We start from the raw sequence: 15,247 nt of genomic DNA, 5'->3' as shown, positions 1-15,247 counted from the left end.
ACGGACAAGCCTGGGGAGGATAAGAACTGGCCGCGCATCCAGCGTGATTTCGTCTTGACAATACGCTACTAAGACAATATACTAACTATTAGTTAGCTGGTTGTAAAAGTTTAATCGATACTAATTCAATATCTGCTTAGGTAGAAGAAACCACTAAAAGCGACCTTACAGGAGGAATCATTCATGGCAAACGTTCTTTTCGTCAAAGCAAATAACCGCCCCGCCGACCAAGCGGTGAGCGTGAAACTGTACGACGCTTTCCTGGCTTCGTACAAAGAATCCCATCCGGAAGACCAAGTTACGGAGCTGGATCTGTTCGCGGAAAATCTCCCTTACTACGATGCTACCCGTATCAACGCGATGTTCAAAGCGGGCCGCGGCCTCGAGCTGTCGCCGGAAGAAGTCGAAATCGCGGCGTACGTCAACCGCTACCTGAACCAATTCATCGAAGCGGACAAAGTCGTGTTCGCGTTCCCGCTCTGGAACTTCACGATTCCGGCCGTGCTGCACACGTACTTCGACTACCTGTGCCAAGCAGGCAAAACGTTCAGCTACACGGCGAACGGCCCTGTCGGCCTGCTGAGCGGCAAAAAAGTCGCGGTGCTTAACGCGCGTGGCGGCGTTTACTCCGAAGGTCCGGCAGCTGCTGTGGAAATGTCCGCGAAGCTCGTCACGACGCTGCTCGGCTTCTTCGGCATCACCGACATCACGTCCGTCATCGTGGAAGGCCACAACGCTTCCCCGGATCAATCCGCGGCGATCGTCGAGGACGGTCTGAAGCGCGCGGCAAGCGCAGCGCAATCGTTCTAATAGCTATGGGCGGAAGACCGCCATATATACGAAGCAAGAGAAGGGCCGGCGAGCGATCGCCGGTCTATTTTTATGTTGAAACGGACTAACGTTCGTGCGCTCGCACTCGAATCGAATGTGTACGCGAGGAGGGGTCTGCTGCTGCTCCGACACGGAGGGTCATTGGCGCATGTTTTGCCCGCTTTCCGGCCACAATGTAGGTGCCTGACCTGCAATCGCCAGGTCTGCCATGACGGATGAAGAATGAGGGACTTGCGATGCGATTTAGAAGCATTAATGCAAGAATGCTGGCGACGATGCTGCCTATTGTGCTGCTGACGCTGCTGGGGCTCGTGCTCTATTCCAACAAGCAGCAGCGCGACGCTCTGTACGTCGAGCTCGAGCGGGGGATGGATAACGGCCTGAACCGGGTCATCAACCAGATGAACATCAATTTGAACGCGCACGGCAAAATCGCGCAGTCGTTCGCCCGCACGATCGAGACGAACCCTTATCGTTCCAAAGACGAGCTGCAGGCGATCATTGAAGGCAGCCTGACCGTCAACAAAGATACATTTGGCATCGGTGTCTTTTATGAACCCTACGCCTATGATCCCGAGACCAAATACGAATCGGTGTACGGCTTCAAGGAAGGCGGCAAAGCGACGTTTACGGATGCCTATAACGATCCGTCATACAATTTCCACAACCAGGCGTGGTACAAGGATGCGATCCATTCGGACCAAGCCGCTGTCATCACCGACCCCTACTATGACGAGGCGACGAAATCGACGCTCATTACGTTCAGCATACCGATGCGCGACGAGAAGAAGAAGCCGCTCGGCGTCGTGACGGGGGATATTAGCCTGAACAGTCTGCAAGCCTATATCAGCAAAATGGTCGTCGGCAAGTCGGGCTGGGCGTTCCTGATCGACAAGAACGGCACGTATCTCGGTCATCCCGATGCAACCAAGCCGATGAAGGTGAAGGTACAGGACGAGACGGATGCTTCCCTGGCGGCGCTGGGCCAAGCGATGCTCGCGGGCGAATCGGGGATTGCCGGTTTCAAGGACGAGAAAGGCCATAATCAAGCGTTCTACCAGCGCTTTCCCGAGCTGGGATGGTCGCTCGCGCTCGTCGTGCCGGATAACGAATGGCTAGCCCCCATCAACGATTTAAAGCGGAAAATGTACCTCATCAGCGCGCTGGCGATCCTCGTGCTGGCCGCGTCGGTGTACTTCTTCGGCCGCTCGATCGCCAGAGCGGCGGGCAGCGTGATGCGGCTGTCGAGAGCGCTTGCCGAAGGCGACTTCACGTATCGGATCAAAAAGAATTCGGAAGACGAATTCGGCCAGATGGCGGACAACTTCAACCGGACCATGGATTCGCTCGAGGGCACGCTCTCCGGCGTCGTACAGAACGCGCACACCGTGGCCTCGACCTCGGAGCAGCTGACCGCGAGCGCCGAGCAGACGAGCCGCGCGACCGAGCAAATCGCCAACTCCATCTCGCTCATCGCCGAAGGGGCGACCCGCCAGGTCGAGATGACCGCGCACGGGGCGGGCATCGCGGCCCAGGTATCGGCCTCGGTGCGCGATCTGGCGGACAGCGTCGAAGCGGCAAGCGAGTCGTCGCTTCGTTCGCGGGAGGAAGCGGTCAGCGGCAGCGAGGTCGTCCGATCGGCCGTCGATCAGATGAACGTCATCGACGAGCGGATCCAGGGGATGGCGGCGATCATGCAGACGCTCGGCAGCAAGTCGAAGGAGATCGACCGCATCGTCGCGCTCATTACGACCATCTCCGGGCAGACGCACCTGCTTGCGCTCAACGCGGCGATCGAAGCGGCAAGGGCGGGAGAGCACGGGCGGGAGTTCGCGGTCGTGGCGGACGAGGTCCGCAAGCTGGCGGAGGAGTCGACGGTGGCGGCCGAGCAGATCCGCGGTATTATTACGGATATCCAGCGCGATACGAAGAATGCGGTCGACGCCGTAGCGGGCGGGAGCGCGGCCCTGGCCGAGGGGATCAATCGCGTCGGCCAGACGGGCGCCACGTTCCAGGGCATCCGCGAGGCGGTCGAGCAGCTGTCCTCGCGGATGCGCGAGGCCAGAGACGGCATTCGCGCCGTCACCGCGCAGATGGACGAGCTGGCGGGCTCGATCGCCGGCGTCTCCGAGATCGCGCGCGAATCGGCGGACGGCACGCATACCGTCGCGTCGTCGGCGCAGCAGCAGAACGCGTCGATGGAAGAGGTGGCGGCGGCGTCCGCGATGCTTGCCAAGATGGCGGGGGAACTGATGGAATCCGTCCAGAGCTTCAAGCTTTCCACCTATGCGCCGGAGTGATGCCGGCATCGGCTCGGCCGTCCCGATTGGGGCGGTCGGGCTTTTTTTGCCTATTTTCATACATGCGTTCGTAAGGGCAGACTTGCCCATCATCTTGTCGGATTACGCGCGTCGCCGCAAGGATGGCGCAGTTGTTTCGACTGCTAGACAATGTGTCTAATTCTAATTTATGACAATTATTTGCGCCGCCTTGACTTTCAAAATGAACGGGAGTAAGGTTGAGGTTATGTTGAGTTTGTGTACTATTTTTCACGTTCGCGGGAACGTCTCTTAGGTTCAGTGAATATATGAAGAGATGAGAGAAGCGAAGGAAGCAAGACCTTGATCTTATCGGAATTGAATCGATCGCATGCAAAGAACACATGGGAAGGCGGAGACGAGCCTGTCGGCCTTTTTTCGTCGTTCCCGAATGGAAAGGAAGGTTTGCAATGCCGCAACTGATGCGACTCGGCAATCGGCGGATTCTGTTATTTACGCTGATTCTCGTGTTAAAAGGGGCGCTTGCCTGGTTTGTCGTATTCGAGGATGGCCCGTCGTGGCTGACGCTGTGGACGGAAATTCCGTTCTTCTGGATCGTCTTTTGCTTGATCGAATGGTTCGCCAAGAAACGAAAGCTGCTCTACTATACGTTGGCGAATCTCTTGTTTACCCTTCTCTATTTCACCGTCCTCATGTATTACAAATATTACGGCATCATCGTCACCTATCACGCCATTACGCAAGCGGGCAAGGTTACCCAGGTCGGCGACAGCACCTATTCGCTAATGGACCCGTACTACCTGCTCATATTTGTCGATATCATCGTGCTCGGCGCCGTGCTGTACTGGATTCGGCGCAATTCGGCCCGTTCGAACAAACCGTTCACCGTCAAGCCCGTCGCGAAGCCGGTTCTCGGCGTCATGTTCGTGCTATCGGTCGTCCTGTGCATCTTCAACGTGTGGCCGAACCGCGCGAGCATGAACGAGAACAAGCAGGCCGAAGAAATGGGCATTCTCAACTACGAGGTGTACACGATCTTCGCGGACACGACCGCCGACGAGGAGCCCGCGCCGATGAACGAGATCACGCAGGCGCGGATCGACGAGCTGAAGGGCGCCTCGAAGTCCTTGGCTCCCGCGCATTTCGGAGCGGCCAAGGGCAAGAACCTGATCATCGTCCAGATGGAATCGGTGCAAGATTTCCTGATCGACCTGAAGATCGACGGTCAGGAAGTGATGCCGAACTTGAGCAAGCTGGCTAGAGAGAACGCGCACTACGACAATTTCTACACGATGGTCGGCCAAGGGACGACGTCGGACGCGGAATTCGTGACGAACACGTCGCTGTATATTCCGAAGCACGGCGCGGCGACCGAGGATTACGTGAAGCACGAGCTGCCGAGCCTGCCGAAGCTGCTGACGGCCAGCGGCTACGATACGGCGACGTTCCACACGAACGACGTGTCGTTCTGGAACCGGACGGAGCTGTACCCGGCGCTCGGCTGGGGGACCTTCTACGACAAAGCTTTCTACGGCGACCAGGACCACATCGCCTTCGGCGCGTCCGACGAGGTGTTCTTCGAGAAGACGATGCCGAAGCTGATCGAGATGGACGCGGCGGAGAAGCCGTTCTATGCGATGGTCATCTCGATGAGCGCCCATCATCCGTTCCATCTGCCGGAAGAGAAGTACAAGATGCAGCTGCCGGAGCGGTTCGAGGGCACGCTCGTCGGCGACTACATCCGTTCGCAGAACTACGCCGACTGGGCGATCGGCAAGTTCATCGACGACCTGAAGACGAGCGGGCTGTGGGAGAACAGCGTCGTCATGTTCTACGGCGACCATCAGGGCGTGTCGCTGTACGCGCTGGACGGCAAGGAGAAGGAGCTCATGCAGGAAGTGATGGGCCGGGAATACGGCTACACGGACATGTTCAGCGTTCCGTTCATTCTCCATGCGCCGGGCGTCACCTCGCCGTCCAAGGTGGGCATGACCGGCGGGCTGATCGATATTTTGCCGACCGCGGCCAACCTGCTGGGCGTCTCGCTGAATCAGCAGATTCACTTCGGCCAAGATTTGCTGAACACGCAATCGAATCTTGTCCCGATGCGGCATTTCCTGCCAACGGGCACGTTCATCAACGACAAGGCGATGTTCCTGCCGGGCATCTCGTTCGACGACGGCACCGCCTATGATGTACGGGATAACAGCGTCAAGACGGGCGTCGCGACGAAGGAAGAGTCCGACCGAGCGCTTGCGCTGCTGCATTTGTCTGACAGCTTCGTGGAGCACCTGCCCCTGCGGGAAGGCGTTCAAGAGTAAACAGCCATTATTCCATATGCGTTTCACGAGAAGCCCGGGCGGCGTGCCCGGGCTTCTTTGTCTTTGCGCAGGTGGAACAGGTGGAACATATTTCCTCGAACAGCAACAAACGCAAGCCCCGCGTCGTCTAACTATCGACGGATCATGGGAACGAAACAAGCATGGGAGAGATGAACAGGTGAAAGCGTGGCAACGAATGAAATGGCTGCTGCTGGCCGCGATGCTCGTCGGGCTGGCGGGCGGTGCGGGCGAGCCGAAGACGGTGGAAGCGGCGGACGTCATCCGCATCTTCATGGATGGGGAGGAGCTGGCGTCGGACGTCGCGCCGTACGTGGTGCCGAAGGCGAACGTCACCATGGTACCGCTGGCGGTGATCAGCCGCGGCATGGGCGCGGACGTCAGCTGGGACGGCAAGGCGAAGACGGTGACGATCGTCGATGGACCGTCCGTCATCACGATGGCGAGCGGCGCCAAGATCGCGATCGTCAACGGCTCGGAGGTGGTGCTGGGCGCGAGCGTGCAGGCGCGCGGGGGCCGGATTATGGTGCCGCTTCGCTTCGTCGGCGAGCAGCTGGGGCTGACGGTTGTATGGAACGCCGCTGACAGGACGATCGCGCTGCAGAGCGGGGCGTCGGGGAATTCAGGGGGAGACGGCGGCTCTGAGCCGGGGACGGACCCGGGAACGGGCCAAGACGGCGGACCGGTGGCGACGCCGGGTTCGGGAGCGGGGACCGATGGGAAGAACGGGCTGCGCGGCGCATGGATATCGACCGTCTATAATTTGGATTGGCCGACCAAGGCGTCCGCGGGCAAGGCGGAGCAGCAAAAGCAGGAATTCGTCGCGCTGCTCGGCGAGCTGCAGGGAATGGGCATGAACGCGGTGTTCGTGCAGGTGCGTCCGGCCGGAGACGCGCTCTATCCTTCGGCGCTCGCCCCTTGGTCGGAAGCGCTGAGCGGCAAGCAGGGTACGGACCCGGCGTATGACCCGCTGGCGTTCATGATCGAAGAGACGCACAAGCGGGGCATGGAATTTCACGCTTGGTTCAATCCGTTCCGGGCGAGCGTGAACGCGAAGCTGGACAACTTGGCGGATAACCACGTCGCGAAGCTGCATCCGGAGTGGATCGTGAATTCGGGCGGCATCCTGTACGTCAACCCGGGCATCCCGGAGGCAAGGCAGCATATTATCGACGCGATCACCGAAGTGGTGAAGGGCTACGACGTCGACGGCGTCCATCTCGACGATTATTTCTATCCCTCGAGCGGCGCGTTCGGCGACGATGCGGCTTTCGCGCAGTATAATCCGGACGGCATCCGGAACAAGGGCGACTGGCGCCGGGCGAATATCGACGCCTTCGTCCGGCAGCTGGACGAAGCGGTTCATGCGGCGAAGCCCGCCGCGCGCTTCGGCATCAGCCCGTTCGGCGTATGGCGCAACAAGGCGGTCGACGCGAGCGGCTCGGATACGAAGGCGAGCGTCACCGCGTACGACAGCATGAACGCCGACGTGCGGACCTGGATCAAGCAGGGCTGGATCGATTACGTGGTGCCGCAAATCTATTGGAGCTTCGCCACGAGCGCGGCGCCTTACGGCAAGCTGGTCGACTGGTGGGCGCAGGAGGTGCGCGGCACGGGCGTCGACTTGTACATCGGCCACGCGGGCCATAAGGTCGGCGGGAAAGAAGCAGGCTGGCAGAGCGCGCAGGAGATCATCGACCAGCTGCGCTATAGCGCCAAGTACGCGGAAGTGAAGGGCAACCTGTTCTTCAGCGCGAAGGACCTGCGCAAGAACCCGCTCGGCCTGATCGAAGCGCTGCGGCAGTATTACGGATTGGCGTCATGAAAGCGCGCCCCGACAACGCCGCAACCGCACGACGGGCTAGCGGCATGAGGCTGCGCCTCGGTTACGCCGCGGCTGTAATCGCCGTCATGCTGCTCGGCCTCGCCTCGCAGCGCTTCGCGGACGCGCTGCCGCCGTTCGTCGCGTCGCATGCCGGGGATGCGTTGTGGGCGGCGATGGTGTATGTCGGCTTCCGCACGGTGTTTGCGCGCAAGCCGGCTGCTTTCGCGGCAGCGGCGAGCGCGGTTGTCGCGGCCGCGATCGAATTCAGCCAGCTCTACCAAGCGCCGTGGCTCAACGCGGCGCGGGAGACGACAGTGGGCGCACTCGTGCTGGGCCGGGGCTTCTTGGCCGTCGATCTGCTCCGGTATGCGGCCGGAATCGCGGCCGCCGCGGGCGTCGATTGGCTGGCGAAGCGATGGCGGGCGTGACTTCGCGATAGAGCATGCAGCGGAGAAGAGCCGCTTTGTCGAAGGAGCCGCCACGGCAGCCCTGTGGAAGCTGAACTATTAATCCGCGCGAGACGCGGGAGATGAAGCAGAAGGCATGGTCCCGGATGGGGCCATGCCTTCTGCGCTTTTGGCGTGTAATTGACGTGTAATTGACGTGTAATTGACGTACAAAAGGCGTTCGTCTGTCGTTGGCGTGCGGCGCTGGTTAGGCGCTATTCACTCGCACCTGAAAGTTAGAGGCCGCCGCATCCGCCTGACAAAAGAACCCCGCCATTCGGCGCTGGGCCGAATGGCGGGGCTTTGCGGTTAGGGCTTCGCGGTTCCGGCCGCGGCCGTATCGCCGCGCGGATTGACGTCTTTTTTGTAATACAGCTTGAATTGAATGTCCTGATTGTAGTTGCCGAAGCCCGAGCCGAACAGCGTCAGTCCGCCGACGTTCTCCGCCTCTTCGAGCACGGCCATCCGGAACGTCCACTGCTTGCGCTTGATGTCGAGCTGCTCGAGCGTGACGTTGGAGAGGTGCTGGCCGTCGATGAACGTGCCTTTGTCGTTGATTTTCAGCACCTTCAGCAGACCGTACTGGTTGATCTCGTTCCACCACCAATCCGGGGTGTATTTGCCCCGGTTGCCGCCGCCGAAATCGCCGGGGCTCGTCCACGTGCCGATATCGATGCCGTTCAGCGTGAACTTAATATCCGACGGCCAGTTCTCGTTGGCGAAAGGGGCCTCGGACGAGATTTCCATCGATACCTCGAGCTCGAGCGGATCCTCGCTTTTCATCAGAAAGTTCGGCACCCGGTATTCGACGTAGCCCTGCCCGAACCAGAGAATCTTGGCGTTCACGCGCTCCGGATCGAGGAAATACCGCGGCTCGTCGAAAATCCCGATAACGCTCTCGGTCGTCGCCAAGCCGCAGGTCGGTTCGACGTGGAAATCGGTGTAGTGGCCCACGGATACTTCGGTCAGGTGATATTCGCGCGGGGCAGACTCTTCGCGGCTAGGGAAATCGATTTCAATGAAATCAGTAATCAGCGTGCACACTTTCTTCGCCCCGCCCTTACCCGAAACCATGGTCGTGCGAATCAAGCCGGCTTTCTCCAGCTTCTTCACGTGCATCGTCATGATCGCGCTGCTGAGGCCGAGCGCCTGCGCCAGTTCCTTCACGTTCATATTCTGTTTGGCGAGCAGCTGGATCATTTCGATCCGCACATTGCTGGCGAGCGCTTCGTATACGGGAAGCCATTTATCGGTAACGTCTATTCGCATGGTTCCTCCGGGAGAGTTTCATATATTTATAAATCAATCATACAAATATTAATAGGTTGATTCAACTAGAAATAAACCACATTTGGCGAATGGCCGTTATCACCTCGTTGTAAGCCGCCGTCTGAGCGGGAAGATGGGGAACCCGAATGCCGGATATGCTCGCCGCGCGAGCCAATGGCTGAAAGGAACCGAGCCTAAAGGCGGACGCAAATGCCGTCGATTGTAAGCGTAACCAAAAATGATGTTTAGCTACCATTATAAAGGAGCGGCGGCGAGGATCAAAGGTCCAGTTGCAAAATTTACGCGCGATTTGACCAAAACGCTGAACTTTTATGGAAAAAGTTCGCATTGGACTGAAAAATGCGTCTACTTGATGGTAGAATCAGGGGGATAAAGAAAGGAGACGGCAGCCTCATGTTGATTCGGGTACTGACTTCGGATGATGCGGAACGTTATCGAGCGCTGCGGCTTCGGGCTTTGCGGGAACATCCGGAAGCGTTTCTCACGACCTATGAGGCGGAGCTCGACCGACCGGTGGAGATGACCCGGGACAAGCTGACGCCGGAGGCCGGCAAGTTCACGCTTGGCGCGATCGAAGCGAGCGACGAGCTGGCCGGCGTCGCGACGCTCGTGCGGGAGACGAACCCGAAAGTCGCGCACAAGGCGAACGTGTACGCGGTCTACGTCGCGCCCGAAGCGCGGGGGAAGCGGGTCGGTCTGTCGCTGATGCAGGCCCTGATCGCAGGCGCGAAGGCTTGCGAAGGGGTGGAACAGCTTCATTTGACCGTCATGGCGTCGAACGAGGCGGCCGTCCGGCTGTATGTGTCGGTCGGGTTCAGCGTCTACGGCACCGAGCCGCGCGCGATGAGAATCGGCGGGACGTATCTCGACGACCATCATATGGTGCTCTTCCTGTAAGACGTCTTTGGCCGAATTCGCGGACCGGGGAGGAAAACGCTTCCTCCGTGCAGAAGAAAGGACGTTAGTCAATTCGCACATCATTTCATACCAGGGTAAAGGAGAAATGAACGAGCTATGAAGAAGTTGAGACTGCTCCAGCAAATATCGGAAGAGGGCGTCGTCGCGGTACTGCGCGGGGAATCGCCGGAGGAAGTGTTCGAGATGGCCAGCCAGTGCATCGCGGGAGGCATCAAGGTCATCGAGGTAACGATGACGGTGCCGTTCGCGCTGCAGGCGATCGAGCGTCTGGCGAAGACGTATTCCAGCCAGTCGCAGGACCCATCCAAGTTCGCGATCATCGGCGTCGGCACGGCGCTCGACCCCGAGACGGCGCGCGCGGCGATTCTGAGCGGTGCGGAATTCGTCGTCGGGCCATCCCTTAATCCGGCGACGGTCGCGTTGTGCAACCGGTACCGTATCCCGGTCATGCCGGGCGTCATGACGGTCAAGGAAATCCAGGAAGCGCTCGAGCTCGGCGTCGATATCGTCAAGCTGTTCCCGGGCAACCTCTATTCGCCGTCGATGATCAAGGCGATCAAGGGGCCGCTCCCGCAGGCGAACATCATGCCGACCGGCGGCGTGACGCTGGACAACCTGGGCGAATGGATCAAAGCGGGCGCCGTCGCCGTGGGCATCGGCTCCGACCTGACGACCGAAGCGGTGAAGCAGCGCAACTACGATCTGATCGCGGATCGTTCGGCTCAATACGTCGCCGCCTACAAGAAGGCGAAAGGTTTGGCTTAACGTCGCTCGTCAGGCGCGGATAATCGAGAAGAATAAGCGGCGGTGCGGGAGATTCTCCCGCGCCGCCGTTTTTTCGTGCGGTCAGTGGGCAAAACGGCGGGAGGCGCGCTGATGAGCGTGCCTGAGACGAAGCGCGGTGCACGGCGAGTTGCGGCTGGCAGGAGTGGGACGCCGATACGATGCGCGACAATTCGGCCGCGATGCCGCCGGATGGTCCACCAATCGTGGTGTGCAGCCGACCCTTCCGCCCAAGCGTGCACGTCCCGTTCCTGCTGCCTCATCGTCAATCAGCCTACGGCTGCACAAGCCCTTCCACGTCCTCGCCCGCCTCGGTGCCCATATATGCGACCTCGTCCTCGTCGAACAGGTTGTCCAAATAAATTTGGCCCCGATGATCCATGATGTTCACGTTGTGCAGCCGGCCGCTGACGCCGTCAGGAGGGAGGGCGGCCAGACGCCCCAGCATCGGCAGAATCGAGTCGGGCTCCTCGCCGTAGAACGGGTTCAGCTCGGTCCGAATCGCGCCTGGATTAAGCAGGTTGATCAGAATGCCGTGCTCTTTCTCCCTCTCGGAAGCCACCAGCGTCATCTGATGCAGGTTGGATTGCGCGACCGCATACGAAGGGAAGCCGTTCTCGCCGACATGGATGACGCCGGGCATCACGTGTACGATCCGCCCGTATTGGCGCTCCCGCATCGCCGGCAAGACCGCGGCGGTGACGAGCGACACGCTCCGGACCAAATCCTCGAAAAACTGCTCGTAATATTCGAAGGCCCGCTCTTTCTCGGCCTTGCGGACATGATTCGTCGTGTTGTTGATGAGCACGTCGACTTTGCCGTAATCCCCGATAATCTGCTGCACCATGGCGCTGACCTCCAGCGGCTCCGTGACGTTCGTGAAATAGACGTCCGATTGCAGCCCCTGACGGAAAATTTCGTTCGTAATCTCCTGCAGCACCTCCGACTCCTGATCGCACAGCAGCACGAGGTCGCCCGCCTGCGCAAAATGAAGCGCGGCCGCTTTGCCGACCTCGCACCCGGCCCCGTTAATCAACACGACCCGTATTCCCTCGTTCCCCATTGTCGTCCGCCTTTCTGCGTATAGTCCCGGTTAGTATGCGCCATCGGCGGCCATTTTAGCGAAAATGGCATAGCTGGCGAATCGTGGCGGGGACAAGAAGGGGAACGCTAAAATTAGCTGCAATGAGGGCACGCGCCGGCGCGCTACACGCTGGCGAAGGGGACGCTTCGGCAAGCTGCGACAACGCGTCCTTCCACCATTTTCCGCTGATGGAAGTCTCGCCGGATGCCGAAAAAAGGGATATACACGGATGTAGAAACCGAAAGAGGGATCGACATGAGGAGACTGCGAACGACCGCCGCGGCCATATGGGGGACCGCCCTGCTGCTGGGCCTCCATGCGGCGGCAGCGCCCTGGTTGCCGCCTGTGGAGCAGGCGCAAGCCGCGACAATCCAACCGAAGAACACGACGCAGGTGGCGAGCGCGAGCGCGTACGTGCTGCCGCCGTCCGGCTTGCGAGTGGCCGCGACGAGCCAATCGTCGGTGACGCTGTCCTGGTCGCCGCCGCCGGGCGCCGGGCAGTGGACCTATGTGCTCTACGTCAACGGCAAGCAAGCGGCGGCGACTGATGCCCGGCACATGGAGGTGCGCGGCCTAGCGGCGGCCGCGTCCTATAAATTCGCCGTGGCGGCGGTCAGCGAGGGCAAGCGGTCCGCGCTTAGCACCGCGGTCTGGGGTCGCACCGACGGCGGCAATTTGCTGATAAACGGCGGGTTCGAGCGGGATGCAGGCGCAGGCGGCAAGCCGGAGGGGTGGTCGCTCGGCAGCGGGAAGTACGCGCTCGTGGCAAGTCCCGTCGCGGGCGGGCGCAAGGCGTTTCGGCTGACGGCGGACAAGCTGGCCAAAGGCGACAGCATCAGCGCTTACCAGCGCGTGGCGGTCACGGGCGGGAAGACGTTCGCGCTGGAGGGCCATCTGCTGCCGCAGTCCCTCAAAGGCGCGCGCGTCGTGCTGTTCGCCGATTTCTTCGACGCGAGCGGGCAGTGGGCGGGCGAGATGAGCCGCGAGCTGAGTAAGACGGCCGCCCAATATGCCGCGTTGCGCGCCGAGGGGGTCGTACCCGAGAAGGCGGCGTACGCCTTCGTCACGCTGCGCGTAGCCGCGACGGAAGCGGGCGGCTCCGGCGTTCTGTTGGCCGACGAGATCCGGCTGCGTTACACGAACGCGAAGATGACGGACAATGGGGAGCCCAACGATGCAGCGGAACAGGCGGTGCCGCTGATGGCCGGTGAACGGGTCTCGTATCTGTCCAAGCAGGGCGACGAGGATTGGTACCGGTATACGTCGCTGCGGACGGAGCGTGTACGCTTCGACCTGATCGTGCCGGAGGGGCTGGATTTCGAGCTCGAGGCGCGGGGCCCGCAGGGCGAACGGCTCGGAGAGGGCAAGCAAGGCGGGGGTCTGAGCGAACGCGTCGAACTCGCCGTCCAAGCGGGAGAAAGCGTTCTCGTACGGATCTCTGGCGCGCGAGCCGGCGACTATGGGAAGCAGCCTTATCGGCTGAGCGCGTCGCGCCTGCCTGACGGTGGAACCGAGCTCATCGGCAGTCCTTCGGCATCGCACCTCCCAGACGCGGATATCCCGGCGGTCGACGGCGTCGACGTCTGGTCGCGCGGAGAACGATTCGACGGGACCGCGGGAGCGGAGGGACGCGCCATGACCGTGCTGCAATCCGGAGGCAGGCTCTACGTCATCGTCCGCGGGGCGAAGCTGTCTCCTTGGCATACGCTCTATCTCGGCACGGACGGCGATCACGCGACCGGTTATGCCGGCGGCGCGGCTGCGGACGTCGGGGCCGAGTTCATGATCGAATACAACCGGCTCTATGCGTGGGACGGCAGGGCGCAGGCTTGGCTCGACAAAGGCGCGGCCTATGCGGATTTAAGGGAGACTTCGGCCGGCTTCTCCGTCTATCTGTCGGATGTGGGGCTATCTGCCGCCATGCCGCTCCTCCTCGCTTACGAGAGCGCGGACGGCGGCCGAATCCCGGCGGTCGGCGCGGCGCGGACGACAAGCGCGGGGATTGCGGCTGCCGCATCCTCGGATGCGGGCGAGTCCGCGCGCTATTATCCGAAGCAGCTATTCGGCTCGCTGACGAATCCGTTCATCGGTTGGGCGCCGTCGTCCCGGGGCGGAGATTACAAGCAGCCGCACGCCCTCGTGACGGCAAGCATCCGCTGGCGGGATTTGGAGCCGGAGCGGGGACGCTTCGACTGGGCGGGGCTGGAGCGCAAGTACGCATTTGCCAAGTGGGCGGCCGCAGGCGACCGGTTTATTTTGCGCCTCGTCATGGACATGCCGAGCGACGATCCGAACCATCTCGACATCCCGGATTGGCTCTACCAGGCGCTCGCGCAGACGGAAGGCGAGGCGGGAGCGGGCATTCGCTACAAGACGAAGGAGGGCGGCGGCTTCAGTCCGAATTACGGCAGCCCGCTGCTGATTCGGGAGCATGCACGCGTCATTCGGGCGCTCGCGCAGCGTTATGACGCCGATCCGCGCGTCGCGTTCATCCAGATCGGCAGCATCGGCCATTACGGCGAATTCCACACGGCGCTGCTGGAGGAGCCGTTCCCGTCGCTCGCGGTGTCCGATCGGTACGTTCAAGCCTACACGGACGCGTTCCGCAAGACACGGATCGGCATGCGCAAGCCGTTCCCGCTGGCGGCGGCTCATCGTCTCGGACTGTACAACGACATGTTCGGCGAAGCGATTGCAACGGCGACGTGGCTGGGTTGGACGGCAAACGGGTGGGACGGCATCGCGGGTTATGTGCAGCCGGCGCAAGCGAAGGCAGCCAAGGACGGCTCGCGCATGCCGGAGTGGTGGCGCTACAACTACTCGGGCGGCGAGTTCAGCAGCAATTATGCGCCGGACGCTTACGTGAGCGGAGACCGGCTGCTGCTGGCGGCGGCCCAGATTCGCGCCAGCCACTCGTCATGGATTGGGGCGACCGCCCTGCTCGGCATGCACGAGAAGAGCGGTCTCAGCTCGCAGGAGCAGGCGGGCGTCGATTACCTGCAGCGGCTTATGGGGTATCGGCTGGTCATCGAACAGGCGTCGCATGCGAGCGGCATCAAGCGCGGCGGTGCGCTGCAGGTGACGTCCGAATGGAGGAATAAAGGCGTCGCGCCGTTCTATTATCCGTGGCCGGTCCGGTTCGCCCTTGCCGATCACGCGGGACGGATCGCGGCGGAGACGACGGCGACGGCGCAGACGGACATCCGCAAGTGGATGCCGGGCGAACGCCAGACCGTGGAGGCGCGGATTCGGGTTCCGGCTTCCTTGAAGCCCGGAACTTATGCGCTGCTGGCCGCGATCGTCGACCCGGATACGGGCAAGCCGGGCGTCCGGCTGTCGATCGAGGGCGCGCGGGATGACCTTTGGCATCGTTTGGATAAGGTCGAAATTCGATAAAGATTCCGTTGGCAGACCATCCTAGTACAGTCAAATCCGATAAAGGATGGTCGGTG

General features: G+C 61.2%; 10 protein-coding genes. 8 read left to right on the top strand and 2 right to left on the bottom strand.

Going from position 1 to position 15,247, the window contains the following annotated elements:
• Positions 1 to 183 precede the first annotated feature (183 nt).
• From ACFSKT_RS15770 to ACFSKT_RS15750, 5 genes are all read left to right on the top strand, one after another.
• Positions 184 to 810, top strand: coding sequence for an FMN-dependent NADH-azoreductase (locus tag ACFSKT_RS15770; RefSeq protein ID WP_377721929.1), 627 nt, complete (start codon positions 184 to 186; stop codon positions 808 to 810).
• 257 nt (positions 811 to 1,067) lie between these two features.
• Positions 1,068 to 3,131, top strand: a complete 2,064-nt coding sequence (locus ACFSKT_RS15765; protein WP_377721928.1) for a methyl-accepting chemotaxis protein — start codon at positions 1,068 to 1,070, stop codon at positions 3,129 to 3,131.
• Between the two features lie 428 nt (positions 3,132 to 3,559).
• A complete protein-coding gene (locus ACFSKT_RS15760; RefSeq protein ID WP_377721927.1) occupies positions 3,560 to 5,431 on the top strand; it encodes an LTA synthase family protein in 1,872 nt (623 codons plus the stop codon).
• Positions 5,432 to 5,627: 196 nt separating this feature from the next.
• Positions 5,628 to 7,274, top strand: coding sequence for a family 10 glycosylhydrolase (locus tag ACFSKT_RS15755; protein WP_377721997.1), 1,647 nt, complete (start codon positions 5,628 to 5,630; stop codon positions 7,272 to 7,274).
• Positions 7,271 to 7,702: a ribosomal maturation YjgA family protein gene (locus ACFSKT_RS15750; RefSeq protein ID WP_377721926.1), complete on the top strand. Its 432-nt coding sequence runs from the start codon at positions 7,271 to 7,273 to the stop codon at positions 7,700 to 7,702. Before ACFSKT_RS15755 ends, ACFSKT_RS15750 begins: the two co-directional genes overlap by 4 nt.
• Before the next feature lie 327 nt (positions 7,703 to 8,029).
• On the opposite strand, the gene ACFSKT_RS15745 is transcribed toward ACFSKT_RS15750, so the two are convergent.
• The gene (locus ACFSKT_RS15745; protein ID WP_377721925.1) at positions 8,030 to 8,989 is read right to left on the bottom strand and encodes an ArsR/SmtB family transcription factor; all 960 of its coding nucleotides are present in this window, start codon (positions 8,987 to 8,989) and stop codon (positions 8,030 to 8,032) included.
• Positions 8,990 to 9,403: 414 nt separating this feature from the next.
• Between ACFSKT_RS15745 and ACFSKT_RS15740 the strand changes: the two genes are divergently transcribed.
• Together ACFSKT_RS15740 and ACFSKT_RS15735 are read left to right on the top strand one after the other, a co-directional pair.
• The gene (locus tag ACFSKT_RS15740) at positions 9,404 to 9,907 is read left to right on the top strand and encodes a GNAT family N-acetyltransferase (protein ID WP_377721924.1); all 504 of its coding nucleotides are present in this window, start codon (positions 9,404 to 9,406) and stop codon (positions 9,905 to 9,907) included.
• Between the two features lie 117 nt (positions 9,908 to 10,024).
• Positions 10,025 to 10,693, top strand: a complete 669-nt coding sequence (locus ACFSKT_RS15735) for a bifunctional 2-keto-4-hydroxyglutarate aldolase/2-keto-3-deoxy-6-phosphogluconate aldolase (RefSeq protein ID WP_377721923.1) — start codon at positions 10,025 to 10,027, stop codon at positions 10,691 to 10,693.
• Positions 10,694 to 10,985: 292 nt separating this feature from the next.
• Here the strand turns inward: ACFSKT_RS15735 and ACFSKT_RS15730 are convergent, their stop codons facing one another.
• Positions 10,986 to 11,774, bottom strand: coding sequence for an SDR family NAD(P)-dependent oxidoreductase (locus ACFSKT_RS15730; protein ID WP_377721922.1), 789 nt, complete (start codon positions 11,772 to 11,774; stop codon positions 10,986 to 10,988).
• Positions 11,775 to 12,050: 276 nt separating this feature from the next.
• On the opposite strand from ACFSKT_RS15730, the gene ACFSKT_RS15725 reads away from it, so the two are divergent.
• The gene (locus ACFSKT_RS15725; RefSeq protein WP_377721921.1) at positions 12,051 to 15,191 is read left to right on the top strand and encodes a DUF4832 domain-containing protein; all 3,141 of its coding nucleotides are present in this window, start codon (positions 12,051 to 12,053) and stop codon (positions 15,189 to 15,191) included.
• Positions 15,192 to 15,247: the final 56 nt, after the last annotated feature.

Origin of the sequence: Paenibacillus xanthanilyticus, from assembly GCF_042682185.1 — a bacterium.
Lineage (GTDB): Bacteria > Bacillota > Bacilli > Paenibacillales > Paenibacillaceae > Paenibacillus_Z > Paenibacillus_Z xanthanilyticus.
The sequence above is the reverse complement of the archived record's forward strand: the minus strand, read 5'-3'. Positions and strand labels throughout refer to the sequence as shown.